This is a genomic window from Pseudomonas sp. FW305-70 (assembly GCF_058783925.1).
This window is the reverse complement of sequence record NZ_JBYSYZ010000006.1, coordinates 13,212-29,958: the sequence shown is the minus strand read 5'-3', so window position 1 is coordinate 29,958 and position 16,747 is coordinate 13,212. Positions and strand designations below refer to the sequence as shown.

At 60.9% G+C, this 16,747-nt stretch carries 13 protein-coding genes and 1 pseudogene; 9 read left to right on the top strand and 5 right to left on the bottom strand.

What is annotated here, in order from left to right; translation table 11 throughout:
* Positions 1-81 precede the first annotated feature (81 nt).
* The 3 genes from AC3WN7_RS06710 to AC3WN7_RS06700 all read right to left on the bottom strand — a co-directional run bounded on the left by AC3WN7_RS06710 (position 82) and on the right by AC3WN7_RS06700 (position 3,904).
* Positions 82-1,383: an NAD(P)/FAD-dependent oxidoreductase gene (locus tag AC3WN7_RS06710; protein ID WP_102673546.1), complete on the bottom strand. Its 1,302-nt coding sequence runs from the start codon at positions 1,381-1,383 to the stop codon at positions 82-84.
* Positions 1,380-2,468 carry a polyamine ABC transporter substrate-binding protein gene (locus tag AC3WN7_RS06705; RefSeq protein WP_102673545.1) on the bottom strand — a complete coding sequence of 363 codons (1,089 nt, stop codon included), beginning with the start codon at positions 2,466-2,468 and terminating at the stop codon, positions 1,380-1,382. Before AC3WN7_RS06705 ends, AC3WN7_RS06710 begins: the two co-directional genes overlap by 4 nt.
* Before the next feature lie 77 nt (positions 2,469-2,545).
* Entirely contained in the window at positions 2,546-3,904 is a 1,359-nt protein-coding gene (locus AC3WN7_RS06700; protein ID WP_102673544.1) for a glutamine synthetase family protein, read from the bottom strand.
* A 162-nt stretch (positions 3,905-4,066) separates the two neighbouring features.
* Here AC3WN7_RS06700 and AC3WN7_RS06695 point away from each other — a divergent pair, with 162 nt between their 5' ends.
* Positions 4,067-4,999: a helix-turn-helix domain-containing protein gene (locus AC3WN7_RS06695; protein ID WP_102673543.1), complete on the top strand. Its 933-nt coding sequence runs from the start codon at positions 4,067-4,069 to the stop codon at positions 4,997-4,999.
* Here the strand turns inward: AC3WN7_RS06695 and AC3WN7_RS06690 are convergent.
* Both AC3WN7_RS06690 and AC3WN7_RS06685 read right to left on the bottom strand, forming a co-directional pair.
* The gene (locus AC3WN7_RS06690) at positions 4,996-5,592 is read right to left on the bottom strand and encodes a cupin domain-containing protein (protein WP_095967093.1); all 597 of its coding nucleotides are present in this window, start codon (positions 5,590-5,592) and stop codon (positions 4,996-4,998) included. The genes AC3WN7_RS06695 and AC3WN7_RS06690 overlap by 4 nt on opposite strands.
* 177 nt (positions 5,593-5,769) lie before the next feature.
* A complete protein-coding gene (locus AC3WN7_RS06685; RefSeq protein WP_102673542.1) occupies positions 5,770-7,731 on the bottom strand; it encodes an oxidoreductase in 1,962 nt (653 codons plus the stop codon).
* A gap of 316 nt (positions 7,732-8,047) precedes the next feature.
* Between AC3WN7_RS06685 and AC3WN7_RS06680 the strand changes: the two genes are divergently transcribed.
* The 8 genes and pseudogenes from AC3WN7_RS06680 (at position 8,048) to AC3WN7_RS06645 (ending at position 16,698) form a co-directional block, all read left to right on the top strand.
* A complete protein-coding gene (locus AC3WN7_RS06680; protein WP_102673541.1) occupies positions 8,048-9,097 on the top strand; it encodes an ABC transporter substrate-binding protein in 1,050 nt (349 codons plus the stop codon).
* Between the two features lie 74 nt (positions 9,098-9,171).
* Positions 9,172-9,960 carry a class II aldolase/adducin family protein gene (locus AC3WN7_RS06675; protein WP_102673540.1) on the top strand — a complete coding sequence of 263 codons (789 nt, stop codon included), beginning with the start codon at positions 9,172-9,174 and terminating at the stop codon, positions 9,958-9,960.
* 217 nt (positions 9,961-10,177) lie between these two features.
* Positions 10,178-10,825: a TetR family transcriptional regulator C-terminal domain-containing protein gene (locus AC3WN7_RS06670; protein ID WP_095967098.1), complete on the top strand. Its 648-nt coding sequence runs from the start codon at positions 10,178-10,180 to the stop codon at positions 10,823-10,825.
* 92 nt (positions 10,826-10,917) lie between these two features.
* A complete protein-coding gene (locus AC3WN7_RS06665; RefSeq protein WP_095967099.1) occupies positions 10,918-11,634 on the top strand; it encodes a response regulator in 717 nt (238 codons plus the stop codon).
* Between the two features lie 290 nt (positions 11,635-11,924).
* Positions 11,925-12,875: a hypothetical protein gene (locus tag AC3WN7_RS06660; protein ID WP_141249790.1), complete on the top strand. Its 951-nt coding sequence runs from the start codon at positions 11,925-11,927 to the stop codon at positions 12,873-12,875.
* 522 nt (positions 12,876-13,397) lie between these two features.
* Positions 13,398-13,667 (top strand): annotated as a pseudogene (locus AC3WN7_RS06655) (winged helix-turn-helix domain-containing protein); the annotation flags it as partial.
* Between the two features lie 5 nt (positions 13,668-13,672).
* Positions 13,673-14,446 (top strand): substrate-binding periplasmic protein, encoded by a 774-nt coding sequence (locus tag AC3WN7_RS06650; protein WP_095967100.1) that lies wholly within the window; start codon positions 13,673-13,675, stop codon positions 14,444-14,446.
* Positions 14,443-16,698, top strand: coding sequence for an ATP-binding protein (locus AC3WN7_RS06645; protein ID WP_102673539.1), 2,256 nt, complete (start codon positions 14,443-14,445; stop codon positions 16,696-16,698). Before AC3WN7_RS06650 ends, AC3WN7_RS06645 begins: the two co-directional genes overlap by 4 nt.
* Positions 16,699-16,747 lie beyond the last annotated feature (49 nt).

Below are 16,747 nucleotides of genomic sequence, written 5' to 3'. Positions count from 1 at the left end.
AGCCCATTCTCTGGCTGCCAAACCGTCTTCGCGAGCAGGCTCGCTCCCACAGGATGAATCTGCTTTTTCTGGAGAATTGTGTCAGCCCAGCATTTCCCGCATCCGATACCAGAACATGCCAAGGGCCAGCAGCGGCGAGCGCAGGGCGCGTCCGCCGGGGAAGGTCATGTGCGGCACGGCGCTGAACACGTCGAAGCCCTTGCTGTGTCCGGCATGGATCGCTTCGCCCAACAACTTCGCGCACCAGTGGGTCACGTTCAGGCCATGGCCGGAGTAGCCCTGGGCGTAGAACACGTTCGGGTGCTGGCTCAGACGCCCGACCTGCGGGAAGCGGTTGGCCGAGATGCCGATCATGCCACCCCACTGATAGTCGATGCGCGTTTTGGCCAGTTGCGGGAACACCTTGAGCATCTGCGGGCGCATGTAGGCGGCGATGTCCGCCGGGTCGCGCCCCGAGTAATGACAGGCACCGCCGAACAACAGACGCCGGTCAGCCGAGAGCCGGTAGTAATCCAGGCCGACTTTCTGGTCGCACAGCGCGACGTTGTGCGGGATCAGTTGCCTGGCGGCGTCTTCCGACAAGGGTTCGGTGGCGATGATGTAGCTGCCCGCCGGGAGTACCTTGCCGCTGAGCTTCGGTTCCAGCTCTTCCAGGTGGGCATTGCAAGCGAGCACCAGCGTGGCCGCACGCACGGTGCCCCCGGCACAGCGCACCTGCACCGTGCTGCCGTGGATCAACTCCAGCACCGGGCTTTGCTCGAAGATCTGCACGCCAAGGGACTCGGCGACTTGCGCTTCGCCCAGTGCCAGGTTCAACGGATGCAGGTGCCCCGAGCCCATGTCGACCAGGCCGCCGGCGTAAACGCCGGAGTCCACCACCTGCTCGCGGATCTGGCCAGGTTCGATCAGGCGCGTTTGATGGGCGTAACCGGACTCGAGCAATTGGGCGTGTTCGGCCTTCAGCCCGGCAAAATGCGCCGGGGTGTTGGCCAGTTCACAGAAGCCCCAGCGCAGGTCGCAATCAATGCCGTGTTCGCGGATGCGATGGGCCACGACTTGCACCGATTCGACCCCGGCCTGTTCCAGGTACTGCACGCCTTCGGCGCCCACATGTCTGGCAAAGCCGCTGACGTCATGGCCGATGCCGCGTATCAACTGGCCACCGTTGCGCCCGCTGGCGCCCCAGCCAATCCGCCGGGCCTCCAGCAGGACCACCGAGAGCCCGCGCTGGGCCAGTTCGATGGCAGTGTTGATGCCGGTGAAACCCGCACCGACCACGCAGACATCGGCCACCAGGTCCGAGGCCAGCGCGGGACGCTGCCTCATGCCCTTGGCGGACGCTGCGTAATAGGAGTGGGTATGTTCCTGGGTGTACTGATTCATTTGTTGGACTTCACTTTGCTCCACGAGCGGGTCATCAGGCGCATGATCGACTGTGGCGGCGTGGTGGAGATGTAGAGTTTGTCGAGGACTTCCTGGGGCGGATACACCTCGGGGTTGCTGACCAGCTCGGGGTCCATGTACTGCTTGGCGGCCGGGTTCGGGTTGGCGTAGCCGACCGATGCGCTGACCTTGGCAATCACCTGTGGATCCAGCAGGTAGTTGATGAAGGCGTGGGCTTCTTTCGGATTGCTGGCGTCGGCGGGGATGGCCAGCAGGTCGAACCACAGGTTGGCGCCTTCCTTGGGAATGGCGTAGGCGATGTTCACGCCGTTGTTGGCTTCCTTGGCGCGGTTGGCGGCCTGGAACACGTCCCCCGAGTAACCGAACGCCACGCAGATGTCACCGTTGGCCAGGTCCGAGACGTACTTGGAGGAGTGGAAGTAGGTGATGTACGGGCGGATCTGCAGCAGCTTGGCTTCGGCCTTCTTGAAGTCTTCGGGGTTTTCGCTGCGCGGGTCCATGCCCATGTAGTTGAGGACCGCCGGGAACACTTCGTCCGCCGAGTCCATCATCGACACGCCGCAGGCGCTGAGCTTCTTGATGTTTTCCGGTTCGAACAGCACGGCCCAGGAGTCGATCTTGTCGATGCCCAGTACGGCCTTGACCTTGTCGACGTTGTAGCCGATGCCGTTGGTGCCCCACAGGTAGGGCACCGAGTGGGCGTTGCCCGGATCGTTTTTTTCCAGCAGCGCCAGCAGTTTCGGGTCCAGGTTCTTGAAGTTCGGCAACTGCTCGCGATCGAGCTTGAGGAACGCGCCGGCCTTTACCTGGCGGGCGAGGAAGTGGTTCGACGGCACGACCACGTCATACCCGGTGCGACCGGCAAGCAGCTTGCCTTCCAGGGTTTCGTTGGAGTCGAAAACGTCGTAGATCACCTTGATCCCGGTCTTGGCCTGGAAGTCGGCGAGGGTGGTTTCGCCGATGTAGTCGGTCCAGTTGTAGACACTGACCTGGGGTTGAGCCTGGGCAACGGCGCTGAACAGAACCGCCAGTGCGGCCGGGACCACGGATTTCAGTAGACGCATATCGATACCTTCTTGGAATTATTGGATGCTTCAGGCAATTCTTTGGTAATCACTTGCCTCCTGTGGGAGCGCAGGCCTCAGACGCTGAGCATCAGGAACTCACGCTCCCACGAACTGATCACGCGCTTGAAGTTCTCGTGCTCGGCGCGTTTGACCGCGACATAGCCCCGCACGAACTTGCCGCCCAGGTAGCGGCTGATGGTGTCGCACTCTTCCATCTGGGTCAGGGCGTCTTCGATGGTGATCGGCAGGCGCAGGTTGCGACGTTCATAGGCGCGGCCCTGTACCGCGGCACTCGGCTCGATACGCTCGACCATGCCCAGGTAACCGCACAGCAGGCTGGCGGCGATGGCCAGGTACGGGTTGGCGTCGGCACCCGGCAGGCGGTTTTCCACGCGCATGGCGTCCGGGCTGGACGTCGGTACGCGCAGGCCGACGGTGCGGTTTTCTTCGCCCCATTCGACGTTCACCGGTGCCGAGGTGTCCGGCAGGAAGCGGCGGAACGAGTTGACGTTCGGCGCGAACATCGGCAGCACCTTCGGGATGTACTTCTGCAAGCCACCGATGTGATGCAGGAACAGCTCGCTCATGTTGCCATCGGCATCGGCGAAGATCGGCTGGCCGGTGGCAATGTCCACCACGCTCTGGTGAATGTGCATGGCGCTGCCAGGTTCGTCGCCGACCGGCTTGGCCATGAAGGTTGCCGCCACGTTGTGCTTGAGCGCCGCTTCACGCATGGTGCGCTTGAACACGGTGATCTGGTCGGCCAGGTCCAGTGCGTTGCCATGACGGAAGTTGATTTCCATCTGCGCCGGGCCGTCTTCGTGGATCAGCGTGTCGAGGTCCAGGCCTTGCAGTTCGCACCAGTCGTAGACATCTTCGAACAGCGGATCGAATTCGTTCGCCGCGTCAATGGAGAACGACTGCCGACCGCTTTCGGCACGGCCCGAACGGCCCATCGGCGCCTTGAGCGGCAAGTCCGGGTCTTCGCAGCGCTGGGTCAGGTAGAACTCCATTTCCGGCGCTACAATCGGCCGCCAGCCTTTGTCGGTGTACAGCTGCAGGACTTTCTTCAGCACGTTGCGCGGCGACAGCTCGATCGGGTTGCCGAACTTGTCGAAGGTGTCGTGGATCACGATGGCGGTCGGCTCGATGGCCCACGGCACCACGTAGACGGCGTCGGCGTCCGGCTTGCACACCATGTCGATGTCGGCCGGGTCGAGCAGGTCGTAGTAGATGTCGTCGTCGACAAAGTCCCCGGTTACCGTTTGCAGAAGGACACTTTCCGGCAGGCGCATGCCTCGCTCATGCAGGAACTTGTTGGTCGGTGCAATTTTGCCGCGTGCAATGCCGGTCAGGTCGCTGACAACGCACTCGACTTCGGTAATCTTGTGATCTTTCAGCCAAGTGAACAGCTGATCGAAAGGGACATTCATAAAGACCTCGTTATTGGTTTTATTAACGCCAGGAGAGACCGGTTTCATCCGCCGGACACTTCCCCTGTAGCGCGTTGAGGTCTATCTTGGGCGACCCTTGCGGTTCCATCTATCCACTTTAAGCAGCACAAAGCGCACCAAAAGAGTGCGTAAGGTCATCCCATGACAGGTTCCAACGCCCTCCAGGTCCAAGCCTTCAACACCGCCGATGTCGCCGAGCAAATCCGCGCCACACCGGGTTGGACTCAGCATTACCAGCAGATGTCGCCGGGGCATTTCGCGGGGTTGGTGCGCTATCTGGATCTGCAGGGCGTGGAGATTTACGAAGAGTCGATGAACACCCGGGTCGAGCAGAATTTCAGTGCGCCTCAGGGTTCGTTGTCGTTCTGTTTCGATCGCGGCGACAACGCGCTGTACGTATTGAATGGCGAAAGTCGCAACATCTGGATCACCCCGGAGAACTACCAGGAAATCGCCGTGGTGTTCGGGCCGGAGTTCGTAAAACGCCACAGCCTCGACATCGCCCGGCTCGAAGGGCTGTTCATGGCGCCGCTCAACTCGCAGCAGAATGCGCTGTTCTGCCGCTGGCTCAGCGGGACCCTGACGCGGCTGTCGCAGACCTACGATCCACCGAGCCGCGAAGCGCTGACCCAGCAATTGCTGGAAGACTGCCTGTTCATTCTCGACAACGCCTGTGTCGGCCTCGACCAGGGCGCATTGCAGCGCCGTGCCGGAGAGCGGGCGATCATGAAGCGGGTAGGGGAATGGGCGGCGGACACCCCGGAAGAACACCTCAACCTGCTGGAACTGTCCCAGGTGGCCGGGGTTTCACTGCGCCAGTTGCAGCATGCGTTCAAGACCTACACCGGCATGGCGCCGACCCAATGGCTGCGCTTGCGCCGCCTCAACAGCGCCCGCCGCGAATTGCTGAGCCGCACGCCGACGCAAACCACCGTGGCTGAAGTGGCGATGCACTGGTCGTTCTGGCACCTGGGGCGGTTTTCCAGCAGCTATCGCGCGCTGTTCAAGGAACTGCCGAGCGACACCCTCAAGCGTGCGAGTGTCGCGCAGCCCATCGGGCGCGGCCGGCGTTAAAACGTCGGCGGCGTAATCACCCAGATCACCACCGCGTCCACATCGCCGGGGTTGCCGTAGCGGTGCGGCTCCTGGCTGGAAAAGCTGAAGCTGTCGCCTTCATTGAGCTGGAAATGGCGCTCGCCAACCCACAGTTCGAAACTGCCGGACAGCAGAAAACCGGCTTCTTCGCCGTCGTGGCTGTAGCTTTGCTGGCTGTAGGTGCCGGGCGGGAACCGTGAGTGGAGCATTTCCAGTTGGCGGTTGGCTTGCGGGGTCAGCAACTGGTCGACGATGCCGTCTTCGTAATGCACGTTCAGGCGGCTGTTCTTGCGCACCACGACGCCATCGTCTTCGGGGGCGGTGACCGCTTCACTGGCGAAGAACCACTGGATGGTGACACCGAGGCTGCGGGCAATGTTGAACAGCGCCGGAATCGACGGGTAGGCGAGGTTGCGCTCCAGCTGGCTGATGTAGCCGGCCGTGAGTTCGCTCTGTTGCGCCAGTTCCGCCAGGGTCATGCCCCGGCGTTTGCGCAGGCCGCGAATGCGCGTGCCGAGGAAATGCGGTTCGGCGTTGCCGGGTGCGGGCTGTGTGGTGCTGCTGTTGCTCATGGTCAAATCCGAACCGGGAGGAGTGGCGCAAATCCCTGTAGGAGCGAGCTTGCTCGCGATGGTCGCCAACGATAACGCTGCAAGCCTGACACCCAGCGGTGTTCTCGGGTTCATCGCGAGCAGGCTCGCTCCTACAGGGATGGTGTTAGCCGTCTAAGCCCCCGAGTATAAACAGCCTTAAAGCTCCCACGCGACTTTCAGGCCTTCATAAATCGCTTCTTCGGCGGTGCGCGGCGCCAGGCAGTCGCCGATGCGACGAAACTCCACCAGCCCTTGCAGCTCGGCACCCAGGGTATCCACCGGTTGGTGACCCTGGCACAGCACCAGCGTATCGATGTTCTCCATCAGCATCGGCTCGCCACTGGCGGTGTGTTGCAGGTAGACCGTGTTGTCATCGCAGCCATACAGCCGCGCGTACGGCGTGATCGGCACGCCCAGTTTATGCAGCTCGCCGGCCAGTTGATCGCGCACGTACAGCGGCAGGTTCTCCCCGCAATGGGTGCCGTTGACCGCCAGTTGCACCTGATGCCCGGCACGAACCAGGCGCTCGGCGATGCCGGGGCCGATCCAGTCGCAGCGCCAGTCGACCACCACCACCGAACGGCCGATCCGTACCTCGTCGCGCAACACCTGCCAGGCGTCCACCACCTGCAATTCACCGCCACGCTCGAAGCTTGGCCAGTAGGGCTCGGCACCGGTGGCGACGATCACCATGTCCGGTTTTTCCTGCTCCACCAGTGCCCGGTCGACCCGCGTGTTGCGCACCACGCGCACGCCGGCCAGCTGCATTTCCCGCTGCAGGTTGGTGCTGGCGCCGCCAAACTCACTGCGCCGTGGCAGCAATTGCGCGAGCAACACCTGGCCGCCCAGTTGCGAGCTGGCTTCGTACAACGTCACCTCATGGCCGCGTTGGGCCGCGACGGTGGCGGCTTTCATCCCGGCCGGGCCACCGCCGGCGATCATGATGCGTTTGCGTTGTGGCGCTTGTCGGCGTTCGCCGAAGATCAGCTCGCGACCGGTTTCCGGGTGCTGGATGCAGGAAATCGGCAAGCCCTTGTGGAAGTGCCCGATGCACGCCTGGTTACAGGCAATGCACGCGCGCACGTCTTCGACGCGGCCGGTGTCGGTCTTGTTGGGCATTTGCGGATCGCAGATCAGCGCCCGGGTCATGCCGCAGACATCGGCCTGGCCGCGAGCCAGAATCAGCTCGGCTTCCTGGGGCTGGTTGATGCGCCCGGTGACGAACAGCGGAATGTTCAAACCGGCCTTGAACGTCCCGGCTTCCTTGGCCAGGTACGCCGCTTCGATCGCCATGGGTGGCACGATATGCACCGCGCCGCCCAGAGAGGCCGAAGTCCCGGCGACGATGTGCACGTAATCGAGCTGCGCTTGCAGTGACTGCACGGCGGCCAGGGATTCGTCTTCGGTCAGGCCTTCGGGGTCGCGCTCGTCGGCAGAGATGCGCAGGCCGATGATGAACTGCTCGTCGGTCGCCGCACGCACGGCTTCGATGACTTCGCGCAGGAAACGCAAGCGCTGTTCCAAATCTCCGTTGTAACCATCGGTGCGCCGGTTGACCCGCGGATTGATGAATTGCGCCGGCAGGTAACCATGGCTGGCAACCACTTCGACGCCATCGATCCCGGCCTGATGCAGGCGGCGGGCGGCAGCGGCATAACCGGCGACGATTTCATCGATCATGGCCTGATCGAGTGCGCGGGGCATCACCCGGAAACGTTCGTTGGGCACTGACGAGGCCGAATAGGCCACCGCCAGCAGACCATCGCTGGACTCCATGATCTCCCGCCCCGGATGGAACACCTGGGACAACACCAGGGTGCCGTGGGCGTGGCAGGTTTGCGCCAGTTTGCGATAGCCCTCGATGCACGCATCGTCGGTGGCCATCAGCACATGGGAGGTGTAGCGCGCACTGTCGTGCACACCGGCCACTTGCAGCACGATCAGCCCGGCACCGCCTTCGGCACGTGCCCGGTGGTAGGCGATCAGTTGTTCATTGACCAGATTGTCGGTGGGCATCGAGGTGTCGTGACCGCTGGACATGATGCGGTTTTTCAGGCGCTTGCCACGGATTTCCAGGGGTTCGAACAGGTGCGCGAAGGCAGGTGTCGAGGTCGGCATGGTGCAGGTACTCCAGGCAGGCTGACCTGTGTAGGAGCGAGCTTGCTCGCGATGGACCCGAGAACGCCGCGGGGTGTCAGGTACCCAGCGCTATCGTTGACGTCCATCGCGAGCAAGCTCGCTCCTACAGAGGCAGCAGGTTTTGTGCGTTGTTATTATTGCGCTATAGAAATTTACCTTCAGTAAAAAATCAACTTGTTTTTTTACTGCGGCGTGGAGTAATTTCATTTCGAGCCCGCTCTCGGGCCGTACCTCACAACAATAAAAAGGGCTGCACCGGCCTCTGTCCGGGCGGCACCTGCAAGAGGAACCCTTGATGAAATCGCACACGCTCAAGCACGGTTTTTATCCCTTGGTGTTGTCCGTGGCCATGGGCCTGGGCAGCGCTCAGGCAGCATCGGACATGGTGGTGGTCGGATACGGCGGAGCCGGACAAAAAGCCCAGGACGTGGCGTTCTTTCAACCCTTCGCCGCCGTGGATCAAAGCAAGGTGATCCAGAGCGAATACAACGGCGAGATGGCCAAGATCAAAGTGATGGTCGACACCGGCAACGTCGACTGGGACGTGGTGCAGATCGAAGGCCCGGACCTGATGCGTGGCTGCGAGGAGGGTATGTACGAGCGCCTGGACTGGACGCGCCTGGGCCACGCCGACCAGTTGATCCCCGATGCGGCACAGGAATGCGGTTCCGCCGCACTGGTGTGGAGCGTGGCGATTGCCTACGACACCGACAAACTGGCCCAGGCCCCGACCTCCTGGGCAGACTTCTGGGACGTGAAGAAAACCCCCGGCAAGCGCGGGCTGCGCAAACGCGCGGTGTACAACCTGGAATTCGCCTTGCTCGCGGACGGCGTGAAAACCGAAGACGTCTACACAGTACTCGGTACCCCGCAAGGCGTGGACCGGGCATTCGCCAAACTCACTGAACTCAAGCCGTACATCCAGTGGTGGGAAGCCGGCGCGCAACCGCCGCAGTGGCTGACCGCCGGCGACGTGGTGATGACCTCGACCTACAGCGGACGCATCGCCGACGCCGCGCAGAAAGGCAGTCACCTCGGCCTGGTCTGGCCCGGCAGCCTGTACGGCATGGATTACTGGGCGATCATCAAAGGCTCCAGGCACGTGGATCAGGCCAAGCGATTCATCGCCTTCGCCAATCAGCCGGACGCCCAGGTCAACTACGTGCAGCAGATCCCCTACGGCCCGACCAACATCCAGGCCGCCGCACGGCTGGACGACAAACTGGCGCAATGGGTGCCTACGGCGCCGCAGAACCTCAAGGGCGCGCTGGCGATGAACGTTGGCTTCTGGGTCGACCATGGCGAAGAGCTGGAAGAGCGCTTCAATGCCTGGGCCAGTAAATAAATGCGCATGGCTGGACGTGTGCAAGCGTCCAGCCTTACTGTCTGCCCAGCCGATCAGCCTGGAGAACCACGACAATGAATAAAATCGCCAGCCACCTGGCCCCTGAACGCAGCGCCACCGAGCAGCGCCTGCGTGAAGAACTGGCGGCCTGCTACCGCCTGATTGCGCACTTTCGCATGACCGACCTGATCTTCACCCACATTTCGGTGCGCATTCCGGGGCCGGAGCATCACTTTCTGATCAACCCCTATGGGCTGATGTTCGACGAAATCACCGCGTCCAACCTGGTGAAAATCGACCTCGATGGCCACGCTGTGGAGCCATCGCCATACCCGGTCAACCCGGCGGGTTTCGTGATCCACAGCGCCATTCATGGCGCCCGTGAAGATGCGCAGTGCGTGCTGCACACCCACACCAAGTCCGGGTGTGCGGTGGCGGCGTTGAAGTGCGGGTTGTTGCCGGTCAATCAGATTTCCATGGAGTTCTACGGCCGGGTTGCCTATCACGACTACGAAGGGGTGGCGCTGGACCTGAGCGAGCAACAACGGCTGGTGGCGGACCTGGGCGACAAATCGGTCCTGATGCTGCGCAACCATGGCTTGCTGACGGTCGGCGAGACGGTGAGCCAGGCGTTCCTGCGCATGTACTACCTGGAAAAAGCCTGCGAAATCCAGTTGGCCGCGCAAGCGGCCGGTGAAGTTGTTCTGCCGTCGCATGAGGTCTGCGCGCATACCGAGCGCCAGTTCAATGATCCGGGGCGGCCGTTGGAGGAAGGCGAGTTGAACGATCCGGATGCCATGCAACTGGCGTGGGCGGCGTTGTTGCGGATGCTGGATCGGGTGGCGCCGGGGTATCGGGACTGATCCAGACCCTATGTTGTTTGAACTGGCCTCTTCGCGAGCAAGCCCGCTCCCACAGGAGATTTGCACCGTACGCAAAACCCTGTGGGAGCGGGCTTGCTCGCGAAGCAGGCGCCGCGGTCCATCTGACTGGAGACAAGGCCCACTCTTGCTGTACAGTCGTTCAGCCCGCCGCCAACCCGCGCCGGCCCAAACGATTGAACCAAGGAGCGTGTCGCCCATGAACCAGGAAGCCCGTTTTTCCCGCATGGAACCGGAGCTGCGCAAAGCCAACCTGATCGAGGCGACGCTGGTGTGCCTCAAGCGTCACGGCTTCCAGGGTGCGTCGATCCGCAAGATATCCGCCGAGGCCGGGGTCTCGGTGGGACTGATCAGCCATCACTATTCCGGCAAGGATGAACTGGTGGCCGAGGCCTACATGGCAATCACCGGGCGGGTCATGACCCTGCTGCGCGACGCCATGGAGCAGGCCGCACCGAATGCCCGGGAGCGTTTGTCGGCGTTTTTCCGCGGTTCGTTTTCCGCTGAACTGCTCGATCCGCAACTGATCGATGCCTGGCTGGCGTTCTGGGGCGCGGTGAAAACCGCCGAGGCGATCAACAAGGCCCACGATCATTCCTATGGCGAGTATCGCGCCATCCTGCGCAAGGTGCTGGCGGAATTGGCCCAGGAGGAGGGGTGGGAAAACTTCGACGCCGACCTTGCCGCCATCAGCCTCAGCGCCTTGCTCGACGGCCTGTGGCTGGAGTCCGGGCTGAACCCCGGGACCTTTACCCCGGAACAGGGCATCCAGATTTGCGAGGCCTGGGTCGATGGTTTGCGGGCCGGTGGACGCCAGCGCTTTTGCGTGCAGACGAGCGACTGTTGATCAGTTGTTCAACACTGGATACTCTCTGGCGCCGATGCGGGAAAACACTCTAATAAGAAACTGGCCTTCGGGCCTGAGCCGGACACCAAGCGATGACTCCTCGGGTACTGATCGTCGATGACGATCCGCTGATTCGCGATCTGCTGCATGCCTACCTGTCCCAGGAAGGCTACGACGTCCATTGCGCCGCCACGGCGGAACTGGCTGAAACCTTCCTCGCCAGCCAGTCCGTCGACCTGGTGATGCTCGACATCCGCCTGCCGGGCAAGGACGGTCTGACCCTGACCCGCGAGCTACGGGTGCGTTCGGAGGTCGGGATCATCCTGATCACCGGGCGTAACGATGAAATCGACCGCATCGTCGGCCTCGAATGCGGCGCCGATGACTATGTGATCAAACCCCTCAATCCAAGGGAACTGGTGTCCCGGGCGAAAAACCTGATTCGCCGGGTACGTCATGCGCAGATACCACAGCCAGCCGTTGCGCAGGCCAAACCGGTCAAGCAGTTCGCCGATTGGGCACTGGACACCGACCGCCGTCGCCTGATCGATCCATCGGGCAACGAAACCCTGCTGACCCACGGCGAATACCAGTTGCTCAGCGTGTTCCTGCGCAACAGCGGCCACACCCTCAGCCGCGATCAATTGATGGACCAGATCCGCAACCGCGAATGGGTGCCCAACGACCGTTCCATCGACGTGCTGGTCGGACGCCTGCGTCGCAAATTGCACGACGATCCGGCCGAACCGCAGTTGATCATCACCATTCACGGCGCCGGTTACCTGTTCACCGCCGGCGTGGCGGCGTGATTTTCATTGGCGTACTACAGGCCTATCAAAACTAGCCACATATAACTACAGATGTCACGCGTGCACTTGGTTTTTGTTGATGCAATAAAATGTAATTTTCTTTCAGGAGCTTCATGCAGCAGGTTGCGCTAACTTATTGTTGTGCATGGAAAAACTGTCTGAGTCATTAGCAGGATTTCGAAATGTTATGAAATGCTTTGAAGACTCGTTAGATGGTTCATGTGTTAATGCGAGGGCGCCAGCGTCTACGCCTGTACAAAAAAGCAAAACAACCTGTTTCAGGAGATATAATGCCCATAGCATTTAATTCTACAGTTAAGCTTCCTGCTGTTGATTCATCAAAGCTCTCATCTACCGAAGTGCCTGGTGTTATTTCTCGAGAACTCGTATCGGCTTCGAATGCCAGTAAGGGCTTCGCACCATTATCAAAGTCAAAGTCGTTACCCAGTATAGCCATTGATAACTCGAACTTTGCATCCGCAAAAAATAGCGGGGCAGGGACGCTTTGGAGAGCTCAGCCAGCAGTGTTTAATGAAATACGCAGAGCGCTTTACCAACTTGAAAATGAAAAAGCCCTGCAGTTCGCAATAGAGCCCTCAGCGTATGAGGTGGATCTATCAAGTGGTAACTCTGTCACAGCCCTGAGCTACACGCAACCAACGCCCAGGACTTGCCATCTCACTTCTTTTTTAGCTGCTGTGCATGATCTATTGGCGCCGAATTTTATCGCGCAGGCAACTGTTGTCGACAAGTTGGATTTTGCCATTGGGTTCTTAACCGATGAAGAGCGAGCACATGTATTTACGGATGGCTTCAGTCTACAGCAATTAACAAACATTGGTGGTCGCCTCCTTGATGGTTGTGGTATCTCATGGGGCGCGGAATATTTTCCAGTTCCCAACACCTCTTTTGAGGATTTTGCAAAACAGTTAAATCAGTTAGATGGGAAGAGGTTGATCGTGAACTTTGGTGGGGCGCAGTTGTATCAATTGGGAAAGGTCGAGCAGCCTCTAGATCAATATGCACCCCACTTTACTAGTAAAAATACTGGGCATTTTACATACGTTGACAAAATGAGGGTTGATGAGGAAGGTCGTTGTTATCTTCATCTTGTTGAACATGCAAATTATAAATATGGCGATGATCCTTGGGTGCCCTTGGCAGAGCTGTATGATTCAATGAAGCGTCCCGGTACAACCGGAGAGAGCAGAGGGTATATGCTTCTTTCTCCAAAGTCCTGATGTAAAAAACGAGTACAGGCATATTGGGCACGATAGTTATTGCTGCCAATCTGCCTGGGAGTTCTCCAACCCATCGTAAGCGCGAAGGCGTGTTGGCGCCGAGCTTGCCGAAGGTTCGGCTCTGAACATCAAGCACATTCCCTATGGGTAATAACCTGTATGAGCCAGGCTGCCGGCGAAAGCGCTCTTGAGATCACCTTCGCCGGCAAGCCTGGTTCATACGAGGTTGTGTGTTGTAGTATGAGCGTGTCTCCAGTTGTTCATAGTTGTAACAGCGCGATCGTCTCCAAATCCATCTTTCACAAAAAAACCATGAGCACAGTAGATAGTTTGCTTTAAGCTGTTTCAGTCGACACCATCTCCCACTTTTCTGAACGCGTGCTTAGTCTGACCTCAGACACATCACCTCTGACCAATCACACTAATTCGAGGGCTCGCATGACTACTCACTGTTCTCTGCTCGGTTTGGTCGAAGCAGTCGCTGCGGGGAACACCCTCAATCACCCCGTCCAGAGCAATTCGCTGGACACCGACCGCCGTCGCCTGATCGATCCATCGGGCAACGAAACCCTGCTGACCCACGGCGAATACCAGTTGCTCAGCGTGTTCCTGCGCAACAGCGGCCACACCCTCAGCCAGATCCGCAACCGCGAATGGGTGCCCAACGACCGCTCCATCGACGTGCTGGTCGGGCGCCTGCGTCGCAAACTGCACGACGATCCGGCCGAACCGCAGTTGATCATCACCATTCACGGCGCCGGTTACCTGTTCACCGCCGGCGTAGCGGCCTGAACCGGATGGCGCGATGGCTTTGCCTGCTGGCGCTGCTGGTGGCCGGCCAGGGCGTTGCGGCGGACAAGGTTCGCTATTGCGATTACCCGGTGTACCCGCCGGTCTCCTGGAGCGATGGCAAACAGGTGCGTGGCCTGGCGCCGAGCGTGGTGAAAAACCTGTTCGGTCAGTTGGGGTACGAAGTCGAGATGGTCGTGCTGGGCAACTGGAAACGCTGCCTGCTGGACGCCGCCGAAGGTCGGGTCGATGTGGTGCTGGCCTACAGCACCGCGCAACGGGAGCAGAGCATGCTGTTCTCGACGGTGCCGGTATTGCGTGAAGAAGTGGCGCTGTTCATCAACCGTCAACACCCGGTGAAATTCGAGCAACTGGATGACCTGGCCCATTACCGTGGCGGCCTGTTGTTCGGCGAAAGCTACGGTGTGGAGTTCGATCGCATGGTCGCGCGCAACAACAACATCGAATGGGTGTCCGACAGCCACCAGAACTTCGGCAAGCTGATTCGCGGGCGCATCGACTTCATCACCCAGGAGCGGCGCACCGGCCAGTTGTACGTGGAAAACCTGCCCGGCGGCCAGGACATCGTCGCCTTGCCCAAAGCCTTGAGCGTGGACTATCTGCGGGTTGCCGTGTCGCGGCGCTCGCCCTTGGCCAATCGCATGCCCGAGATCAACGCGCAATTGCAGCGCATGGTCGATGCCGGCGATATCGAACGCTGGCTCAATCAAAGCGAAGTGACCTACCGCGACATGATCAACCTGCCGGCGGATGCGCAATGATTCGCGCGCGTCCCGGTGGACTGTTGCGGCGCCTGTTGCTGTTCATTCTGTTGTTCAGCCTGTGCTTCACCGTGCTGGCCAGCAGCGTGCAACTGTACATCGAGTATCGACGGGAAATGCGCGACATCGATTCGCGCATGGAACTGATCCGCGCCGGCTACCTGGCCAGCCTGGAACGCAGCCTGTGGGACTTGAACCAGGAGCAGCTGAACGTGCAGTTGCGCGGGCTGGTGGACTTCTCCGACGTCGCGCGGGTGCACTTGACCAGCGCCGATTTCGACCTGATACAGGGCAATCCCGAGCCGGTCGGGCCGCTGCGCATCGAGCGCTTTGCCCTGGACTATCAGCCGCCGTCCGGCCCGTTGCGTAACCTGGGTGAACTGGAAGTCAGCACCGATCTGGGCGCGGTGTACCAGCGTCTCTACGCCACCGGTTTGACCAGCCTGTTGTGGATGGCGGTGTTTCTCTGCGGTCTGGCCGTGGCGTTGTCGGGCTTGTTTTATCGCCTGGTGACCCGACACCTGAAAGTCATGGCCGAGTTCGCCCGGCGCATCGCCGCCGGTGAATGGCAGGAACCCCTGCAACTGGACAAGCGCCGCGGCAGCGACGAAATCGACACCGTGGCCCATGCCCTGGACGATATGCGCCGGGCGATCCTGCACGACATCGAGCGCCGGGAAAGCGATCGCCTGGCCTTGCAGGACAACCGCGACGAGCTGCTGAAAATGGTCGAGCGCCGCACCGCCAGCCTGATGCGCGCCAAGGATGAAGCGGAAGCGGCCAACCTTGCCAAGTCGCGGTTCCTGGCGACCATGAGCCACGAACTGCGCACGCCCCTCAACGGCATCCTCGGCATGGCCGAATTGCTGCGCGGCGCGCGCCTGGATGCCCAGGACGGCAAACGCCTGGATGCCTTGCACAAGGCCGGCGAAGGCTTGCTGACGATCCTTAACGAAGTGCTGTATTTCGCCAAGCTGGAGGAGGGCGTCAGCCACCCCGAACCGGTGGATTTCTCGTTGCGCCAGTTGCTCGACGAGGTGCTGACGCTGCTGGAGCCGCGAGCCTTGAACAACGACACGATCCTCAGTTGCCGGGTCGACCAGCGGATTGCCGACCATCACCACGGCGCCGAGCAATTCCTGCGCCAGGTGCTGAGCAACCTGTTGGCCAACGCGATCAAGTTCACCGAGGGCGGCGAAGTCAGTGTCCAGGTGGCGCTTCTCAGCGAAACCGGCGAACAAATGGGACAGCGGCTGCGGGTCAGTGTCACTGACGACGGCATCGGCATTGCCCCGGCGATGCAGGCAAAGATTTTCGAGCGTTTCACCCAGGCCAGCGAAGAAGTCGCGCAACGTTTTGGCGGCACCGGGTTGGGATTGGCGATCTGCAAACACCTGGTGGAGCAGATGGGCGGCTGCATCGGTGTGGACAGCGAAGAGGGGCGCGGCAGTTGCTTCTGGTTCGAGCTGTCATTGCAGCCGGCCAGCGGCGTGGCTGAGGCCCCGCCGGTTCGGGCGGCGGGGCCGGCACTGGATATCCTGGTGGTCGAAGACGTGGCGCTCAACCGCGAAGTGGCCAAGGGGTTGCTGCAGCGCGACGGCCACCGGGTGTGGCTCGCCGACGACGCGGAGCAGGCGCTGCAACACTGCGCGACGCAGGTTTTCGACTTGCTGTTGCTGGACGTGCATCTGCCGGGCATCAGCGGTGTCGAGTTATGCCGGCAGATCCGTCACAGCGACGGGCCGAATCGCCATACGCGCATTTTCGCCCTGACCGCCAGCGTGCAACCGGCGCTGGTGCGCGTTTATCTGGAAGCCGGTATGGAGGGTGTCCTGGCCAAGCCCTTGAAGCTGGAAAACCTGCGCCAGGTGCTGGAAGGGCGTACTCACATCGCCGGGGCGCTGATGAGCGATGAAGCGATGGACTGGCCGCTGTTGCAGACCCATCGCACCTTGCTCGGTGAGCAAAAGGTCCAGGGCCTGCTGGCGGTGCTGCGCGATTCTATCCTGCAGCACCGCGATGCGCTGCATGAGGCCATGGCCGCCGCTGACTGCACAGAGGTCGCGCAACTGGCGCACCGTCTGGCCGGCAGCTGCGATTCCCTGGGTTTCAGGGCCCTGGCCAGCACCTTGAGGACGCTGGAAACCCTGGCGTTGGCCAACGATGAATCGGACATCCAGCGCATGAGGCCCGCGCTGGATGAACAATTGCAGCACTCGCTCGATACCCTCAAAGGCCTGTTGCAGAGCTGACGTACAAATTTGTTACGACTTTGTACAACTTCGATCTTTACGGTCAACG